Annotated in this window: 15 protein-coding genes and 3 pseudogenes; 11 read left to right on the top strand and 7 right to left on the bottom strand. The window is 70.7% G+C overall.

All coding sequences use genetic code 11. From position 1 onward, the window contains the following. The first annotated feature begins 16 nt into the window (after window positions 1–16). Window positions 17–1,201, top strand: coding sequence for a PucR family transcriptional regulator (locus IE260_RS36280; protein WP_229881659.1), 1,185 nt, complete (start codon window positions 17–19; stop codon window positions 1,199–1,201). Window positions 1,202–1,279: 78 nt separating this feature from the next. On the opposite strand, the gene IE260_RS36285 is transcribed toward IE260_RS36280, so the two are convergent. After that, window positions 1,280–2,548, bottom strand: coding sequence for an MFS transporter (locus IE260_RS36285; protein ID WP_189879844.1), 1,269 nt, complete (start codon window positions 2,546–2,548; stop codon window positions 1,280–1,282). Window positions 2,549–3,099: 551 nt separating this feature from the next. Here IE260_RS36285 and hchA point away from each other — a divergent pair. Next, window positions 3,100–3,981 (top strand): glyoxalase III HchA, encoded by an 882-nt coding sequence (gene hchA / locus IE260_RS36290; protein ID WP_189879846.1) that lies wholly within the window; start codon window positions 3,100–3,102, stop codon window positions 3,979–3,981. A gap of 44 nt (window positions 3,982–4,025) precedes the next feature. Here hchA and IE260_RS36295 read toward each other — a convergent pair. The 5 genes and pseudogenes from IE260_RS36295 to IE260_RS36315 all read right to left on the bottom strand — a co-directional run. After that, window positions 4,026–4,664: pseudogene (locus tag IE260_RS36295) on the bottom strand (leucine zipper domain-containing protein); the annotation flags it as partial. Between the two features lie 151 nt (window positions 4,665–4,815). Continuing rightward, window positions 4,816–5,556, bottom strand: coding sequence for a class I SAM-dependent methyltransferase (locus tag IE260_RS36300; protein WP_189879848.1), 741 nt, complete (start codon window positions 5,554–5,556; stop codon window positions 4,816–4,818). Window positions 5,557–6,164: 608 nt separating this feature from the next. Beyond that, the gene (locus tag IE260_RS36305) at window positions 6,165–6,518 is read right to left on the bottom strand and encodes a DoxX family protein (RefSeq protein WP_189879850.1); all 354 of its coding nucleotides are present in this window, start codon (window positions 6,516–6,518) and stop codon (window positions 6,165–6,167) included. Window positions 6,519–6,629: 111 nt separating this feature from the next. After that, window positions 6,630–7,253, bottom strand: a complete 624-nt coding sequence (locus tag IE260_RS36310; RefSeq protein ID WP_229881660.1) for a malonic semialdehyde reductase — start codon at window positions 7,251–7,253, stop codon at window positions 6,630–6,632. 112 nt (window positions 7,254–7,365) lie between these two features. Beyond that, window positions 7,366–8,046 (bottom strand): annotated as a pseudogene (locus tag IE260_RS36315) (AMP-binding enzyme); the annotation flags it as partial. A gap of 122 nt (window positions 8,047–8,168) precedes the next feature. On the opposite strand from IE260_RS36315, the gene IE260_RS36320 reads away from it, so the two are divergent. The 8 genes and pseudogenes from IE260_RS36320 to IE260_RS36355 all read left to right on the top strand — a co-directional run bounded on the left by IE260_RS36320 (window position 8,169) and on the right by IE260_RS36355 (window position 13,710). Then, a complete protein-coding gene (locus tag IE260_RS36320; protein WP_030176846.1) occupies window positions 8,169–8,378 on the top strand; it encodes a ferredoxin in 210 nt (69 codons plus the stop codon). Then, a complete protein-coding gene (locus IE260_RS36325; RefSeq protein ID WP_189879853.1) occupies window positions 8,368–9,723 on the top strand; it encodes an NAD(P)/FAD-dependent oxidoreductase in 1,356 nt (451 codons plus the stop codon). Before IE260_RS36320 ends, IE260_RS36325 begins: the two co-directional genes overlap by 11 nt. Window positions 9,724–9,751: 28 nt before the next feature. After that, a complete protein-coding gene (locus tag IE260_RS36330) occupies window positions 9,752–10,936 on the top strand; it encodes a cytochrome P450 (RefSeq protein WP_189879854.1) in 1,185 nt (394 codons plus the stop codon). Between the two features lie 148 nt (window positions 10,937–11,084). Next, window positions 11,085–11,237 (top strand): annotated as a pseudogene (locus IE260_RS36335) (transposase); the annotation flags it as partial. A gap of 414 nt (window positions 11,238–11,651) precedes the next feature. Then, on the top strand, window positions 11,652–12,203 hold the full coding sequence (locus IE260_RS36340) for a TetR/AcrR family transcriptional regulator (RefSeq protein WP_189879856.1): 552 nt from the start codon (window positions 11,652–11,654) through the stop codon (window positions 12,201–12,203). Window positions 12,204–12,220: 17 nt separating this feature from the next. Beyond that, entirely contained in the window at window positions 12,221–12,616 is a 396-nt protein-coding gene (locus tag IE260_RS36345) for a DUF6463 family protein (protein WP_189879859.1), read from the top strand. 69 nt (window positions 12,617–12,685) lie between these two features. Beyond that, window positions 12,686–13,234 carry a hypothetical protein gene (locus IE260_RS36350; protein ID WP_189879861.1) on the top strand — a complete coding sequence of 183 codons (549 nt, stop codon included), beginning with the start codon at window positions 12,686–12,688 and terminating at the stop codon, window positions 13,232–13,234. 59 nt (window positions 13,235–13,293) lie between these two features. Continuing rightward, window positions 13,294–13,710 (top strand): acyl-CoA thioesterase, encoded by a 417-nt coding sequence (locus tag IE260_RS36355; RefSeq protein WP_189879863.1) that lies wholly within the window; start codon window positions 13,294–13,296, stop codon window positions 13,708–13,710. A 306-nt stretch (window positions 13,711–14,016) separates the two neighbouring features. Here IE260_RS36355 and IE260_RS36360 read toward each other — a convergent pair whose 3' ends face one another. Further along, complete coding sequence (locus tag IE260_RS36360) at window positions 14,017–14,706, bottom strand: hypothetical protein (protein WP_189879865.1); 690 nt, start codon at window positions 14,704–14,706, stop codon at window positions 14,017–14,019. A 129-nt stretch (window positions 14,707–14,835) separates the two neighbouring features. On the opposite strand from IE260_RS36360, the gene IE260_RS36365 reads away from it, so the two are divergent. Continuing rightward, window positions 14,836–15,849: a LysR family transcriptional regulator gene (locus IE260_RS36365; RefSeq protein WP_229881661.1), complete on the top strand. Its 1,014-nt coding sequence runs from the start codon at window positions 14,836–14,838 to the stop codon at window positions 15,847–15,849. Window positions 15,850–16,280 lie beyond the last annotated feature (431 nt).

Genomic DNA, 16,280 nt, shown 5'->3' on the forward strand with positions numbered 1-16,280 from the left:
TGGACGGGTGGGCACGGTGACAGAGCCGAACCTGATGAAGTTGTCCGAGTGGATCGAGTCACAATTCCCGCGCCTGGTCGACGATGTGCTTGCCGGCATCGCCAAGGACATCGACTTCTACCGGGAGGAAGAAGTCGTGTCCCGCACCGACCTCCAGCAGTCGGTGGAACAGAACATGCGGGCAATGGTCGCGGCCCTGCGCGAACCGGCCCACCGCCAGGACCATTCGATGGCAGAACTGACCGGTCGGCGGCGCGCACGGCAGGGCGCGCCCCTGCCGGAGCTTCTGCGCGCATACCGCATGGGGTTCGCCGCGCTGTGGGAGCTGTTGACCGAGTGGAGCCGCCACACCCCGGACCGGGCGGTGATCGACACGGTCCTCTCGGCGGCCACCCGGATGTGGCAGCTCAGCGACGAGTACGCGATCGCGCTCACCGAGGCGTACCGGTCGACCACCGCGGAGATGCTCGTGGAGCGCGAGCAGCGGCGCTCGGCCCTGGTCGAGGCCCTGTTCGCGGGAGAACCGGGCCCCGGTGCCCCGCCCTGGGAGGTGCCCAAGCTCCTGGGACTGCCCTCGGACACAGACCGCATCGTCGTCACCGCGGAAACCGTCGGACCGGCCGACCCGAGCCTGCCGGGCATCGAGCAGCGGCTGGCGGAACGCGGCATCCCCTCTGCATGGCAGCTGACCTCTACTGCGCAGATGGGGGTGGTGTCGCTGCGTCCGGAGCAGTTCAGCCAGGTGATCGAGCTGGTACGGCAGAGCGCGTCGGCGCGGACCGGTGTGAGTCCGGTCTTCCGGGCGTGGGGGGAGACTCCGCGGGCGCTGCGCCTGGCCTGCGCCGCGCTGCATCGCCTGCCGGAGGGGCGGGCCGGGGTGCATGTCCTGGGGGCCGGACCCTTGACCGGTCTCGTGGCCCGGGACCCCGACGAAGGCCGCCGCATCGCCCGCCAGGTCCTGGGCCCGGTCCTGGACCTGCCCGGTGAGGAACGTGCCGTACTGCTGGGCACGCTGCAGGCCTGGCTCGACCACGACGGCTCGGCCGAGCGTGCCGCCGAGCGGCTGTACGTTCACGCGAACACCGTTCGTTACCGGCTTCGCCGTCTCCAGGACCTGACCGGTCGCTCACTCACCCAGCCCCGTGCGATCGCCGACCTGGTCGTGGCCTTGGAAGCCGTGCGCAGCGACCGCGCCGGCTGAGGCGCAGCCTGCGCGCGGGGCGCCGCTCGTACGCGGACACCCGCAGCCCGCGGTTCTGCCCCGCCTTGCCCCGAGCAATCAGGTGCTCTGACGCGCCGGCTGAGGTCGTGCGGCCTCTGCGGGCCGGGGTGCCGTGCGGCGCTGCTGCACGTACAGGCCGATGAGTGCGAGGAGTGCCAGCGCGATGACCGCGACCGCGTATCCGCTGGACGTAAGAGCCAGCCCCACGCGGGTGACCGACACTCCCGCGGCGACGGCCGGCAGGCCGAACGCCAGGTAGCTGATCAGGAACATGATGGAGAAGACCGCGGCCCGTTCCGTGGGCTCCGCCCGCGCGGCCAGGGAGCGCATGGCGCCGAGGAAGGACGCACCGTACCCGAAGCCGGCGAGGGCCGTGCCCATCAGATAGGCCGCCGGAGCCGTGGCCGCCACGCCGATCAAGGTGATCAGCATGCCTGCGACCAGCGTCACCGATCCGTACGACAGGATCCGCAGCGGTGACGTGCGCTGGAGGAACAACTGCCCGAGGGCACCGGCGCCGGTCAGGACGGCGATCACCGCACCCGCGAGCACGGCGCTCCGCTCGCCCAGCACCGTGGCGGTCAGTGCGGGGCCCAGCGAGAGATGGAAGCCGCCGACCGCCCAGAGAGCCACGAGGCTCGGCGTGATGACCAGGACGTGCGGACGCAGCCGAGGGGGCAGCGACGCCCGGGGTAGGAGTGAGCGCAGAGCGCCGGGCCGTCCCTCGGTCGTCTCCGGCATGAACACCACGCCGGCGAGGGTGATCGCGAACGCGGCGATGAGAACCAGGTAGACCAGCATGGTCGGTGCCGGGGCATAGCGCACCAGCAGGCCGGTGCCGAGGCCGCCCAGCGCCAGACCCAGCAGGATGGAGGTGCCGCCCACCAGGGGGCCCAGCCGCGGCTTGTGCAAGGGCTGCAAATCGACCAGGCCGGCCCCGATGGCGCCCATCGCGGCTCCGGTGGCCAGGCCCTGTATGCCGCGGGCGACGAGCAGCCAGCCGAGTCCGGCGGCCTCGATGAAGACCACCATCGCTGCGATCTCCACCAGGAGCGAAACGATCAGTACAGGGCGCCGTCCGATGTGGTCGGACAGCGATCCGACGACCAGAAGCGCGGCCAGCAGGCCGAAGGCGTACAGGGCGAACACCAGGGTCACCGCGGTAGGTCCGAAGCCCCATTCAGCCTGGTACAGGGGGTAGAGCGGGGACGGGGCGCCGGCGGCGAACAGCAGGAGCAGTTGGATCGCGCCGAGCAGCCAGAACGATATGTCGCGGGACAGCCTTGGCCGCCGGGCAGCGCGGGCGAAGGGGAGGGCAGGGGGCATGTGGGGTGTCTCTCTTCCATGACGGAGAGTCGGCGCTGCGTCGGCGTTCACACGGGCTGGCGAGGCGCTGCGACGGGCCTCTGAGGGGGACGTTGCGCGACAGACGGTAAAGCAAAAATCATTGCTTTAGCTCGCACGCTAACGCTGCGATCCAGTAAAAGCAAACTTCTTTGCTCTCTGCTTCGTTCCTTGCCCACGGTGATCGAGAACCGGGCCAGCGCTCTGGGCGACGGCAATCTGCCGTGGAGGTTCCGGCGGCTTGTGAACCGACACAGAGTTTGCTGTCGCTGCCCCCAACGGACCGAGGAAAGACCTGGTGAGAGGCCATTTCGGGTGGAGCTGACCGCAGCGGCCCAGTCGCATGGGGCGGGGCGCCGGGCAGTATGTGGAGTGTCAATTCGAACGGGCGCCTTTCGCCTCCGCGCGGCGGTAACCCCCGTGCTCAGGCTCCTGCAACGGGGCGACGCGTCTCGGTGGAGCCCCCAGGGTCGACGTCAGAGCGATCCGGAAGCGACACAACCCCTGCACAACACCAAGGAAAGTGGGTCGTCATGTCCCAGGCCGCAAACGAGTTGAGCAAGGCCCCCACGCCGGACACGGCCGAAGACAACGCGTACTTCCCGTCGCCGTATTCACTCAGTCAGTACACGTCGTCGAAGACCGACTTCGACGGGGTACAGCACAAGGGCGCCTACACCCAAGGGAGGTGGAAGGTGCTCATGATCGCGGCGGAGGAGCGCTACGTCCTGCTGGAGAACGGCAAGATGTTCTCCACCGGAAACCATCCGGTGGAGATGCTGCTTCCGCTTCACCACATGATGGAGGCCGGCTTCGACGTCGACGTCGCCACGCTGGAGGGCTACCCGGCGAAGCTCGAGCTGTGGGCGATGCCTCACGAGGACGAAGCGGTCATGGGGACGTACGAAGCCCTCAAGCCGAAGCTCAAGCAGCCCAAGAAGCTCTCCGACGTCGTCGCCAAGGAGCTTGGAGAGGACTCCGACTACATCGCCGTCTTCATTCCGGGCGGACACGCGGCCGTCGTCGGGCTGCCGGCCAGCGAGGCGGTGGGCCAGACCCTTGAGTGGGCGCTGTCCAACGACAAGTTCATCATCACCCTGTGCCATGGCCCGGCGGCGCTGCTCGCCGCCTCGTTGGGCAGGGACGAGTCGCCGTTCAAGGACTACTCGGTCTGCGTCTTCCCCGACGCACTCGACGAGGGGCCGAACCTCGAGATCGGCTACCTTCCCGGCCGCTTGCCCTGGCTGGTAGCCGACCTGCTGAGCAAGCAGGGGCTGAACGTCATCAACGATGACATGACCGGCAGGACCCACCGGGACCGCAAGCTCCTCACGGGTGACAGCCCCCTCGCCTCCCACAGGCTCGGTCTGCTCGCCGCTGAGGCCCTGGTCGAGGCAGCCGGGACCGCGGGCTGAGGTCCGTCCTCAAGGTTCGCGGCGGCCAAGGCGTCGATGCGGAGGATGCCGCAGGCGGCGAAGAAGGCTGCGGCCCGCTGCAGGAAGGCCGCGCAGGTGGCGGCCTTCTCGTCCGGGTGGACTTCGCTGTAGGCGAGGCGGCTGTGGTCGTCGACTGCGGAGTGGATGTAGTCGAAGCCGGTGGTGCGGCGGCGGTCGGGGCAGGCGGCACGGCCGTGGACGCGCCATCCTCCGCCGTCGGGGATGCGGCCGAGTTTCCTGACGTCGACGTGGACGAGCTCGCCGGGCCGGCTGCGTTCGTAGCGGCGGATGACCTGTCCGGTGGGTCGGTCCAGGAAGGCCAGGCGGTTCAGGCCGTGCCGGGCCAGGACCCGGTGGACGGTGGAGGCGGGCAGGCCCAGGACCGGTCCGATGCGGGCCGGGCCCAGCTTGCGTTCCTGTCGCAGTCGGCAGACCCGGTCCTCCAGCGCTGCCGGGGTCCGGTGCGGCGTCCTGCGGGGCCGGCTGGAACGGTCGTGCAGGCCGGACTCGCCCTCTGCTTGCCAGCGGCGCAGCCATTTGTGGGCCGTGGGCCGTGAGACGCCCATCTCGGCCGCGACATGCGCTACCGGGCGGCCGGAACGGACACGCTCGACCAGTAGCCGCCTGCCGTGAACGGTCAGCCGGGCATTACGGTGGGACACGAAGACCTCCGTGCGGTGCAGTCCTAGACAGCTCCACCACACCGGAGGTCTTCGCCATGATCAAGCCCTACCGGCGTCAACAACGCTCGTGATCAATACACCTAGGGCCTGTCCGGCGAGGGGATGCCTTCACGTCTCGGCGCGACGGAACCTACGGTTTGTGGGTTACCCAGAGCAGTTCCGCCGGCCAGCGGTGTGCCCAGTCGGGTGGGTCGGTTTCGTTGTAGCCGTTGGGTGTTCCGAGTTCGGGCCGCGGCTCGATGAGGTCGTCGATGATGAGTCCCGCGCCGCGCAGGACCTTGACCCAGTCGCCGTAGGTGAGCTGATAGCTGGTCGCGCCGTCGTCTTCGGCGATGGTGTTCAGTCCGAAGTAGTCCTGCTGCAGCGTCGTGGTCACGCGGCCGGCGGCTTCGTCGTAGCAAGCTTCGAACCACGGGCTGGCGACGTTGAACACCAGGCGCCCGCCTCGGCACAAGACGCGTGCGGCCTGCGGGACGGCCAGGTGCGGGGGCGCCCAGCTGAGCCCACCGAAGTCGCAGAACACCAGGTCGAAGCTGTCGGCGGCGAAGGGAAGTTGCTCGGCGGCGCCTTGCACCAGTGGGTAGCGAGCAGCCCCCATCGCGCGGGCCGCTGCGGCAAGTTGGGCTTCGGACAGGTCGAGCCCGACCACCGTGGCGCCCTCGGCGGCGAGCGCCCTGGACCACTGGCCGGCGCCGCAGCCGAGTTCGAGGACGCGCTTGCCGGTGACGTCGCCCAGGGCGTGCAGGTGCGCGTCGGGGATGGAGTACATGCCCCACAGCCGGGGTGTGGCACCGATTTGCGGGTCGTGCTCGTGCTGGTAGGCGCTGCTGATCCGGTTCCAGAGCCGCCGGTTGGCGGGGATGCTGTCCACGAGCCGAGTCCAGCACTGCCTGCCGGTGGCGGTCAACACGATTCGGCGCGGAGCGCGGAGGCCCCGCCGACGCGCAACACACAGGACCGCCCCCATCCCCCGGCCGCACACCGCACCCGTTCCGCCCGTCCCCTTCCTTCCTTCCATCTTTCTGTTCTTGGGCGAGCGCGGGGGTGTGCAGAGGGGGATGTCGGGCTGCCGACCACGGCCTGACAGGCGTGGTGAGCTGCGGAGGTGCCGTCAGCCGCCGCAAGGACAGTTGTCGGCGGGGTTGTCGGCTGGCTCCCACGTCTCCAGGCGCCCCTGCCTGGCGTTGAGCCACCAGAACGAGGCGACGGTGAAGATCAACGCGCAGACCGACACAACGCTTGCGGCAGTAAGCGATTCGGACGCATTCTGCTCAGCAGCGGCCAACAGCGGAAACACAAATTCAGTGTGCCAGCCCCACCGTGGGCAGGCTAAACGGTGAACGGCACGGACAGCATAGTGATCACTCGGATCGTGTCCCGCCTGTCACCGCGACGGAGACTGCGACACAACCCAGCACCGTCCTGCCGGAGGGCCGACGGGTCCTGCGCGGAGTCGGCCGCCACCGTGCCCGGACCGGTTCACGACGTGGCCCTGGTAAGAAGGACCAAGTACAAGGCGACCAGAGCCGCGCACGCCACCGCAGGGACGAGCTTGGCCAGCCCGTCACGGTTGCGCACGTGAGTCGCCACCGCACCGGCAAGCAGCAGCAACAACCCGGAAGCGGCCAGGCCTCCGCCCAGCGGCATGACCGGGCCGACTGCCACGCCGACGGCGCCCGCCAGCTCCAGTGCACCAATGACGCGGTAGGCCGCGGTACTGAAACCGGCATGTGCAGCCAGCTCAGGCATAGGCCCCAGGGCCAGGCGCTTGGCCACGCCAAGCAGGGTGAAGATCAACACGATGAGACAGATCAGAGCGGCGTAGAGGTACATGGTTTCCTATGCGGTGCGGTGAGGTGATGCGGGGCACGGGCCAGCGGGACAGGAGCGCTGCTGTGGCGGCATGGGCAGCCGCTGCCGCGGTACCGGGCGGCGGCAGTGCCGTCAGGCCCAGGCGACGGCGTCCTCGACGGGCACGCGGGGCAGGCGCGGAAACCAAGGGTCGGCACCGGGGTGACCGATGTTGACCACCAGGTGCGAACGCCAGCTGGTACCGGCGAAGAACTCCTCGTCCGCGCCGGCCCTGTCGAAGCCCGCCATGGGACCGGCCGCAAGGCCCGCCGCGCGCACCGCGAGCAGGAAGACCCCGGTCTGCAGGGCCGAGTTGTAGGCCGCGAGGACCTCGCGCTGCTCGGTCTGGTCGGCGTACGCCGCTCGCAGCATCTCGCCGCGGGCCGGGAAGACGGTCGGCATCTGTTCGTGGAAGTCGACGTCGTACGCCAGAACCGCCACGGCCGGCGCTTGAAGCGTCTTGGCCCTGTTGCCCTCGTCGAGATGCCGGACCAGTCGCTCCTTGCCCTCGCGGGTGCGCACGAAGAGCACGCGCAGTGGCTGGCTGTTGGCGGAGCTCGGCGACCAGCGGGCGAGTTCCCAGAGCAGGGCGAGTTCGTCGTCGGTGACGGCCGCCTGGGCGAAGGTGTTCGCGGTACGGGCCTCGGTGAACAGCAGCTTTCGCCCGGCGTCGTCCAGGACGTCGAGGGTCTGCGGTTCGCGGTGGGTGATGCTCACGGTTTCTCTCTTTACTTCGGTGTTTCGGATGGTGTGGTGGCGGGGGGGGGGTCCCCCCCCCCCCACCACTCAGCGGGACGGGGTTTGCGGAGCCGAGTCCCCTGGCCGACGGTCATGCTGACCGCTTGCCTCGCTCAGTGCCCAGGCGGGCGAAGTAGGCGACCAGGTCGGGGTTGTCGACCGCCGCGGGGTTGAGGACTTGCTCGGCGGGGACGCCCTGGAGGAGCCGTTTGACCGGGACCTCGAGCTTCTTGCCGGTCTTGGTGTGCGGAATGGCCGGCACGGCGAGGATCTCGTCCGGGACGTGGCGAGGTGAGGCGCTGGTGCGGATCGCGTCGCGGATCCGGTCGCGCAGGGAGTCGTCCAGCTCGGCCCCGTTGGCGAGGACCACGAAGAGCGGCATCCAGTAGCCACCGTCGGGTTCCTCCGCGCCGATGACGAGAGCCTCGGTGATCTCGGGGAGGTGTTCGACGATGTCGTGGATGTCGGCGCTGCCCAGGCGTACGCCGTTGCGGTTGAGGGTGGCGTCGGAGCGGCCGTGCACGATCACCGAGCCATGACCCGTGACCGTGATCCAGTCGCCGTGCCGCCACACGCCCGGATAGGCGCTGAAGTAGGCGTCGCGGTAGCGGCTGCCGTTTGGGTCGTTCCAGAAATGCAGCGGCATCGACGGCATGGGCCGGGTGACGACCAGTTCGCCGACCTGGTCGCGGACCGGCTGGCCCTCGGAGTCGTACGCGGCGAGCGCCACACCAAGATTGGGGGCGGACAGCTCCCCCGCCCAGACGGGAGTCTCCTTCCCCCTCACCCTGCCGGCCCGAATACCAGCTCTCGATCACAAGGCATGCAGACACTCAGCTCTGGCCCCATGCTGGAGAGGAGGGGGGTGTGACAACGGAGGAAGAAGTGGTGGAGATGCGGACCGTTGTCGACCTCACACGCTGCCAGGGCTATGCGCAGTGCGTGTTCCTCGCGCCGGAGGTGTTCGAGCTGCACGGCGAGGAGGGGCTGCTGTACGCCACGGCCGTGCCCGACGATCAGGTGGAGCGTGTGCGCCAGGCCGCGGCTGCGTGTCCGGTGCAGGCGATCCTCCTGGGGGAAGAGGTGAGCACCGGTGCCCGGTGACCTGAAAGACGGCCGCGTCGTCATCGTCGGCGCCTCGCTGGCCGGGCTGAGAGCAGCCGAGGCGCTGCGCGAGGAAGGGTTGACGGGTTCACTGACGGTGGTGGGGGAAGAGCCCCATGCGCCCTACGACCGGCCGCCGCTGTCCAAGCAGGTGCTGCTGGGCCAGGCGACGGCGGACACCCTCGAGCTCCCGATGCGGCGGGACCCGGACGCCGAGTGGCGCCTCGGCGTGCGCGCCACCGGTGTGGACCTGCTGGCGAAACGGGTGTCGCTCGAAGACGGTGAGTCCCTGCCCTACGACCGGCTGCTGATCGCCACCGGAACCCGTGCGCGGCCCTGGCCCAACCGGGAGGAAGGCGCCCTGGACGGGGTGTTCACCCTGCGCACGCGCGAGGACGGCGCGGGACTGGCCGAGCGGCTGGCCGCGAGGCCGGAGCGGGTGCTGGTGATCGGCGGCGGCTTCACCGGCTCCGAGATCGCCTCCGCCTGCCGGGAACTGGGCCTTGAGGTGACCGTCGCCGAACGCGGCCCCGCACCCCTGGTGGGCGCGCTCGGCGGCACCCTGTCCAAGCTCGCCGCCGTCATGCAGCGCAACCACGGCGTGGACCTGCGCACCGGGGTGACGGTCACCGCCCTGAACGGCAACGGCGCCTTCACCGGCGCGGAGTTGTCCGACGGCAGCCGCGTCGAGGCGGACGTGTGCGTCGTGGCGCTGGGGGCGATCCGCAATGTGGAGTGGCTGGCGGAGTCGGGGCTGGCGGCGGGACCGCGCGGCATCGCCTGCGACGCAGGCTGCCGGGCCTTCAACATGTACGGGATCGTCACCGACGACGTCTTCGTCGCCGGCGACGTCTCCCGCTTCCCCCACCCACTGTTCGGCTACCAGATGCTCTCCCTGGAACACTGGGGCAACGCGGTCGAGCAGGCCGCGGTGGCGGCCCACAACATGGTCAACCCCGGACCGCTGCAGCGCCCCCACCTGGCCATCCCGGTCTTCTGGTCGACCCAGTTCGGGCTCAACATCAAGTCGGTGGGCGTGCCCACCTACTCCGACCACGTGGTCATCGCCCAGGGCTCCCTGGAGGCCCGCCGGCTCGCGATGGTCTACGGCTACCAGGGCCGGGTCACCGCCGCCGTCACCGTCGACATGGCCAAGGCGCTCGACTACTACCGGCACCTGATCGAGACCGCCGCTCCCTTCCCGCCCCCGCCCGGCGCACAGGACCGTGCGATCGCCGCCGACATCACGATCCCCTCCGCCGTACCGGACCCCTCCGTGCTGTCCCACGGCCCGACCGTCGCACTCACCGGTCACCTTCCCGACCGTCGGCTGACGGTGGTGTAGCCCCCATCCCGCCCCACGAGGAGCCGCCATGGACTCCGCGACCTTGCTGGCACGGATCACCGACTACGCCAGCCGTCCCAACCCCTACCCGTTGTACGCGGAACTCCGCGAGGCCGGTCCCGTGGTGCCGCAGGCCGACGGCAGCTACCTGATCGGCACCTACCACCTCATCGCCGCGCTGCTCCACGACCCACGGATGAGTGCCGACCCCCGCACCCGCGGCGAGGCAACCCACAAGCCGCCGTTCCTACGGCTCGACGACCCCGAACACCACAGGCTGCGCACCCTCGCCATGCGGCCGTTCGGGCCCCCGCACAGCCCTGGCCGGGTCGACGGCATGCGCGGCGAGATCGACCGGATCGCCAGGGAACTGCTGGAGCCGTTCGAGGCGGGCCGGCAGATCGACATCGTCGACGACTTCGCCTATCCGCTGCCCGTCACCGTGATCTGCCGCCTGCTCGGCGTGCCGCACGAGGACGAACCCCTCTTCCGGGCCTGGTCCGACGCGATCGTCGCCGCCGCCGACGTCAGGCCCGACGACGACTCCACCAAGCCGGACAAGGCCGGCGACCAGGCACGGATGGAGATGGGCGGCTACCTGTTGAACCTGGCCGAGCAGCGCCGTGGCAAGCCGGGCGACGACATGCTCTCCGCCTTCGTCAACGAGCCGGACCCGGCCCTGCGGCTCACCGACGAGGAACTCGCGGAAACCGCCGTACTGCTCCTCATCGCCGGACACGAGACCACGGTCAACCTGATCGCCAACGGCGCCCTCACCCTCCTGCGCCAGCCCGAGCAGCTGGACCGGCTGCGCCGGGAACCGGAGTTGCTCCCGCGAGCGGTGGAGGAGCTGCTGCGCTACGAGCCCCCGGTCCACATGCGCGAGCGCATCCCGCACGCCGACATCGACATCGCCGGCACCCTCGTCCCCGCAGGCGCGTCCGTCGTTCTGGTGCTGGCCTCGGGCAACCGCGACCCGATGCGGTTCCGCGATCCCGACCGGTTCGACCCCGCCCGCCCGGACAACCAGCACCTCGGCTTCGGCAGCGGCATCCACGCCTGCTATGGCGGACCCCTGGCCCGCGTCGAGGCGTACGCCGCGCTCGGCGCCTTGCTTCCCCATCTCGGCAGCGCCCGCCTGGTCGAAGACCCGCCCCCGTACCGGCAGAACGCGATGCTCCGCGGACCCCGCCACCTGCCCATCCACCTGTAAAGCCGAGAGGGCACGGCGTCCTCGTCAGGCTATGGCGGGAAGGGGGCGCCGCACGCTGCCGCGGGCTTCGCCCGCGGAGATGCCAAGCATGTGCGGGAGCTTCCCGTCCGTGCCGTCCCAGGCTTGCCTGCGCTGCAGCTGGGTGTATAAGTCCCACAAGCAGGTCCGGGCCCGGGTCGAGCACGTCTTCGCGCGCATGAGGACATGGAAGATCCTCCGCGACTGCCGTCTCAAAGGCGACGGTGTCCACCACGCCATGCTCGGCATCGCCCGCATGCACAACCTCGCCGCCGCCGGATAGGTCGTGGGCAGCAGAGTGGCTGGCCCGCTTGCCCGAGGCGACTCCAAGATCTGAGCTCTTGGGCCCGGTGTCCCTCGCGCAGGACCTCAAGCTGAGCCTCAGCTTGTCGTTGCGCAGAGGCCCAGGCGGCATCCGCCTGTCGTTGCGCAGAGGCCCAGGCCGCATCCGCCTGTCGTTGCGCCGCATCCCGCGTCGCTGCTGCCTGGCGTTCGGCCGCCCTCACGGCGAAGAACCCTGTGACTGCGCTGCCAGCCAGGGCCGCACCCTCGTACGCGACGAGGCGGTGGGCCAGGACACGTCGTAGCGCTCGGCCACACAAGCGACCGGCCACCCCTCATCCACGATCAGACGCAGCCAGCTTCCATACCATTCCGTATGGTACGGTCATGGCGACCGACGAACACGGGCGGAGACATGGCGAGCAAGCGCGACTGGCTGGAGGAAGGGCTCAGGATCCTGAGCGAGGACGGCGCGCCCGCGCTGACCATCGAGCGGCTGAGCACCCGTCTCGGCCTGACCAAGGGGTCCTTCTACCACCACTTCAAGGGCATGGCCGGGTTCAGGGCCGACCTGCTCGCGCACTACGAGGACGAGCACACCAACCGCTACATCGCCGACGCGGAGCGCGCCGGGGAGGCGGCCGGGGCCAAGGTGGGCCGCCTGCTGGAGCTGGTCCTGGAGGACAAGGCCGCAAGCGACGGCCTGGAGATCGCCATGCGCGCCTGGGCGTTGCAGGACGCCGAGGCCCGCGCGCTCCAGGAGCGCGTCGACCGGGTGCGCGTCGACTACCTGGAGTCGCTGGTGCGGGGCCTCGCCCCCGCGCAGCGCGACCCGAGGCCGGCGGCCCGCCTGCTGTACCTGCTGTGGGTCGGCGCCCAGCAGCTCGTACCGCCGATGCCCGCCGAGGAACTGCGGGAGATCTACCTGCTCGCGCTGCGGTCGGTCGAGCGGAACGAGGGACCCTGACGGAGAGGACGGAGCTCGTGAGCGCACTGGCACGCTGGATACCGCGGCTCGTCATCGCGACCGCGGTGCTGCACTTCTGCTGGGCCTTCGCCCAGCCCAACGCCTGGGCGGACATGGCCGGGGACGGCCTGTGGCGCACCGCCGCGGACACCGGCGCACCCGAGTACTTCGAACGCGAGGCCACCGTCTGGTTCATGGCCTCCGGCATCGCGCTCCTCGCGCTGGGGACGCTCTCCCGGCACGTCCTGCGCACGACCGGCCGCCTGCCCGCACAGGTCGGCTGGTATCTGCTGGCGCTCGGCGTGCCGCTGTGCGTCATCTACTTCCCCGGCACCGGGAGCTGGGCGCTGCCCGTCATCGGCCTGCTCGCCCTGGCCGCCGCCCGCGAGGCCCCGTCCGCCGGCCCGGACTGACGCACCGGGCCACCTGATCGTTCCCGTACGCCCTCCCCGCACGACTCACGCGAAGAAAGCAGGGCACGTATGACGACGTCGACCACCTGCCCGCCCTCCGCCGTGCCGCCGCCGGCCCGCTGGGCTTCATGGGCGGCCTGGGCCGCTCCCCTGGGCGTCCTGCCGTCCGCCGTCTGGCGCACCGCGGTCGCCTTCACCGACGGGCACCGGCCCGTGGAGACCGCCTACATGACGGTGCTGAGCGTCCTTACGGTGGGACTGGCGTTCCTCACCGTCGGCCTGGTGCGGAGCTGGGGCGAGGTCTTCCCCCGCTGGGTTGCCGGGCTCGCCGGGCGCCCGGTACCGGCCCGCACCGTCATCCGCGTCGCGCGCACCGGCGGCGCGGTCCTCGTCCTTATCACCCTGTACGGCGTCCTCAACAGCCTCTTCGGCTTCGTCGACGAGGCACCGAGGCTCATCGGCCAGGAGAAGGAGTACGACGAGCCCGATGCCTGGGTCGGTTACCTGTATCTGCCCGCCGCCGCCTGGGGGTTCCTGGTGCTCGCCGTGGCCCGCGACTACGCCCGCCGGACGACGGGCCGGCCGGCGGGCGGAGCGGCCGCCTCGCAGCCGGCCTGAGACAAGTCCCTTCACGCAAGCCCCTGTCCGCACCCACTCTCACGCCGGAGGAGACAGCCATGTCGTTCAGCGTCCGACTCACCGTGCGCTCCTACGAGATCGACACCCAGGGCCATGTGAACGGCGCCGTCTACCATCAGTACGCGGATCACGCGCGCGCCGAGTGCCTGCGTGCCGCCGGCGTCTCGCTCCGCGACCTGCTGGCCACCGGGGTCGGGCCCGTGACCCTGGAGAACACCGTCCGCTACCACCACGAACTGCGCGCCGGTGACACGGTCGACGTGACCTGCGACTTCGTCTGGGGGGACGGCAAGACCTCCCGGGTGGTGCAGCGGTTCCTGCGCCCCGACGGCACGCTCGTCGCCGAGGTCACCGGCACCGGCGGGCTGCTGGACCTCCAGGAGCGCCGGCTGGTGTCCGACCCCGGGGAGCACTGGCGGGCGCTGGCCGCCCACCCGGAGGTCCTCAACCTCTGAGCACGGCGGGAGGTCCGCGACCTCCGAGCGCGGCGGGGGCGGTGGGCCGGGCCGGCGCGACGGTGCGTCAGTCGTCCGAGCCGCCGCCCTTGTTCCCGTTACCGCCGGAGCGGCCAGCGGAGCGCGCCAGTTCGCCCGCCGGCAGAGTCGTCCTCGCCACCGCCCGCTCCGCCGTGGGCCACCCCGGGCCGCCCACACGACGCACGCCGTCAGGGCGCGTCGACGACCGGCCTCAGCGACGCGGAGGCGTAACGGGACCTCGCGGACCTGCTGCCGCATGGCCTGACGCGCTGACGACCCACCGTGTCAGGCGTCGGGGTGTTCGCCCGCCGCCACCTTCCTGACGCGCTCCACCTGGAGCTTCGCCAGCTTCTCGAACTCGGCGTCGCCGGCGAGGTTGGTGCACTCGATCCGGACGACCGTCCCCCCGACGCGCAGCACGGCCTCCCAGGCCCAGGGCGCGCTCCTGCCGTCCTTCGTCTCGGCGAAGGCCGCGGTCTCGTCGGCGCCCACGTCCGGTTTCACCGGTTTCACCGGGTCCTCGGCGTTCCGGGGCAACGCGGCCGCGATCATCTTGTGGGCCACGGCCGCGTTCTCCGGGGTGTCGAAGGCGAGCACGGCGAATCGCGCGAAGGCCGTTTCCGTCCCCTCCCCGTCGGGATCGGGCCGCTCCCCGACGAGTTTCACCCGGCCGGCGGTGTGCAGTCCGGCACACACCGTCCCGGCCTCCTCCTGGCACGCGGCGGCGGACTCGGAGCCGTCGAGCAGCCTGGGGGTGTAAGCCGACCAGCCCTCGGGCACGCCGACCTTGCTGGGCAGCGCCTGGGCCACCTGTTCGGCCCCGTCCAGGACGGGCGCGCCCGCCTTCCCCCGCGCCCCGGCCGCCCAGCCGGGGGCCGCGTCGTCGCCCTCGTCCCCGCAGGCGGTCAGCCCGGTCATCAGCGTCACACCGAGGACGATCGCCGGCAGCCGGCCGGACACATTCGGTTTCCTCACAGCGTCCTTCCCACGTCGGGAGTCGGGCTCCCGACTCCGTGTTCCCATGCTTCCCATCGTCGCGATCAAGGGATGACCAGGGAAGGAACAACTGATGCGTGGTCAGGGGGCATTGATAACCTGCCCGCATTGACGCAGGCCCGGACGGTTCTGGCGGGGGAGATGGCCACCGACCCAAGCACTCAACAACTGCGACTGCTGCTCGCGCTCGCGGACGAACTGCACTTCGGACGGGCCGCCCGGCGCATGTTCGTCAGTCAGCCGGCGCTCAGCCGCACCATCCGCGCGCTGGAGGAGCTGTGGGGCGTGACCCTCGTCGACCGCTCCACGCGCCGGGCCGAACTCACCGCGGCCGGACGGGATCTGCTGCCCCACGCACGTGCCGTGGTGGGAGCCGCCGACACCCTGCGGGACGCCGTCCGTGAAGTCGCCCAGGACGGGGCGCGGCGCCTGCGGATCGGCAGCTATCTGTCGGCCCTTCCCGCCCTGCGGATCATGTTCGAGGAATTGCGGGCCCGGCACGGCGCCCCCGAGGTGGACTGGCGGGACGTGGACAACGTCGAGCAGGTGGGGACACTGCTCGACGGCCGGCTCGACGCGGTGGTGTGCTACGGCCCCATGCCGGAGGACATCCGCACCCTGGCGATCGGCTCGGAGACGCGGTTCGTGTGCCTGCCCGACCGCCACCCGCTCGCGGACCGGGACGAGGTCTCCCTGGCCCAGCTCGCCGATCTGCCCGTCGTCGGCTTCTCCCCCCACGTGCATCCGCGGTGGCGGGAGTTCTGGGCGGCCGATCCCCGCCCCGACGGCCGCCCCGTGCGCTACACCGCCCACGAGGTGACCACCCTGGAGTCGTCCATCGCGCACGTCAGCCTGGGGCACGGCATCCGGTTCATCTCCGAAAGCTGCCGAGCCCTCATGCCCCGCCCCGGCGTCCGCTACGTCGCCGTGACGGATCTTCCCCCCTGCACCGCGCTCCTCGCCTGGCCGGCCACGAGACCGTCCCCACCGGCCCTCGTCCGCCTCCGGCGCATCCTCCGCGAACGCGTCGCCGCCCATGAAGCGGACAACCTCCCCACCCTGGGCGGCGACGGCGTACCCGCGAGACGGTGGTGGGAGACGGGGGGCACGACGGGGCCGTAGGAACGGCGGAACGTCGCACCTGACCGGATGGGACTTCACTGTCGGTGAAGTAGTCAATCGTCTCGTGCACTCGCTCGGCGAACCGCCATGGCCGCCCATGCCTGCCTGACCGTCCTGCGAGCCCGAGAGCTGGATGCCGGGAAAGCAGAAACGGGTCCTCCCAGCTCATCCACCTCAGTCTCGCCGAGATACGACGGCTGATCACCCGTCTCACCGACCGCCGACCCAGGCCCGTCGAGCACATCCTGCACAGGTCGACCTGGCGCCGACGACGACAACACCAGGCCCGCACCAGTCAGAGGCGGGTCTGTACGGTGAGCGGTTGACGTGCTCCCTGGCCTAAAGTCCAGGGATTCCGGCCTGGGTCGTCTGACCCTTCCGGGGGCTTCCTGCTTCACCGCGCTGTGCGGGCACGGGTGCCCGTCTTACCG

It is taken from the genome of Streptomyces viridiviolaceus (genome assembly GCF_014650995.1).
Taxonomy (GTDB): Bacteria; Actinomycetota; Actinomycetes; order Streptomycetales; family Streptomycetaceae; genus Streptomyces; species Streptomyces viridiviolaceus.

Bases quoted from the DNA above. Each gene is read 5' to 3' on its own strand.
- IE260_RS36285 (WP_189879844.1), bottom strand. From the start codon at position 2,548: ATGCCCCCTGCCCTCCCCTTCGCCCGCGCTGCCCGGCGGCCAAGGCTG.
- hchA (WP_189879846.1), top strand. From the start codon at position 3,100: ATGTCCCAGGCCGCAAACGAGTTGAGCAAGGCCCCCACGCCGGACACG.
- IE260_RS36305 (WP_189879850.1), bottom strand. From the start codon at position 6,518: ATGTACCTCTACGCCGCTCTGATCTGTCTCATCGTGTTGATCTTCACC.
- IE260_RS36320 (WP_030176846.1), top strand. From the start codon at position 8,169: ATGCGGACCGTTGTCGACCTCACACGCTGCCAGGGCTATGCGCAGTGC.
- IE260_RS36330 (WP_189879854.1), top strand. From the start codon at position 9,752: ATGGACTCCGCGACCTTGCTGGCACGGATCACCGACTACGCCAGCCGT.
- IE260_RS36340 (WP_189879856.1), top strand. From the start codon at position 11,652: ATGGCGAGCAAGCGCGACTGGCTGGAGGAAGGGCTCAGGATCCTGAGC.
- IE260_RS36350 (WP_189879861.1), top strand. From the start codon at position 12,686: ATGACGACGTCGACCACCTGCCCGCCCTCCGCCGTGCCGCCGCCGGCC.
- IE260_RS36355 (WP_189879863.1), top strand. From the start codon at position 13,294: ATGTCGTTCAGCGTCCGACTCACCGTGCGCTCCTACGAGATCGACACC.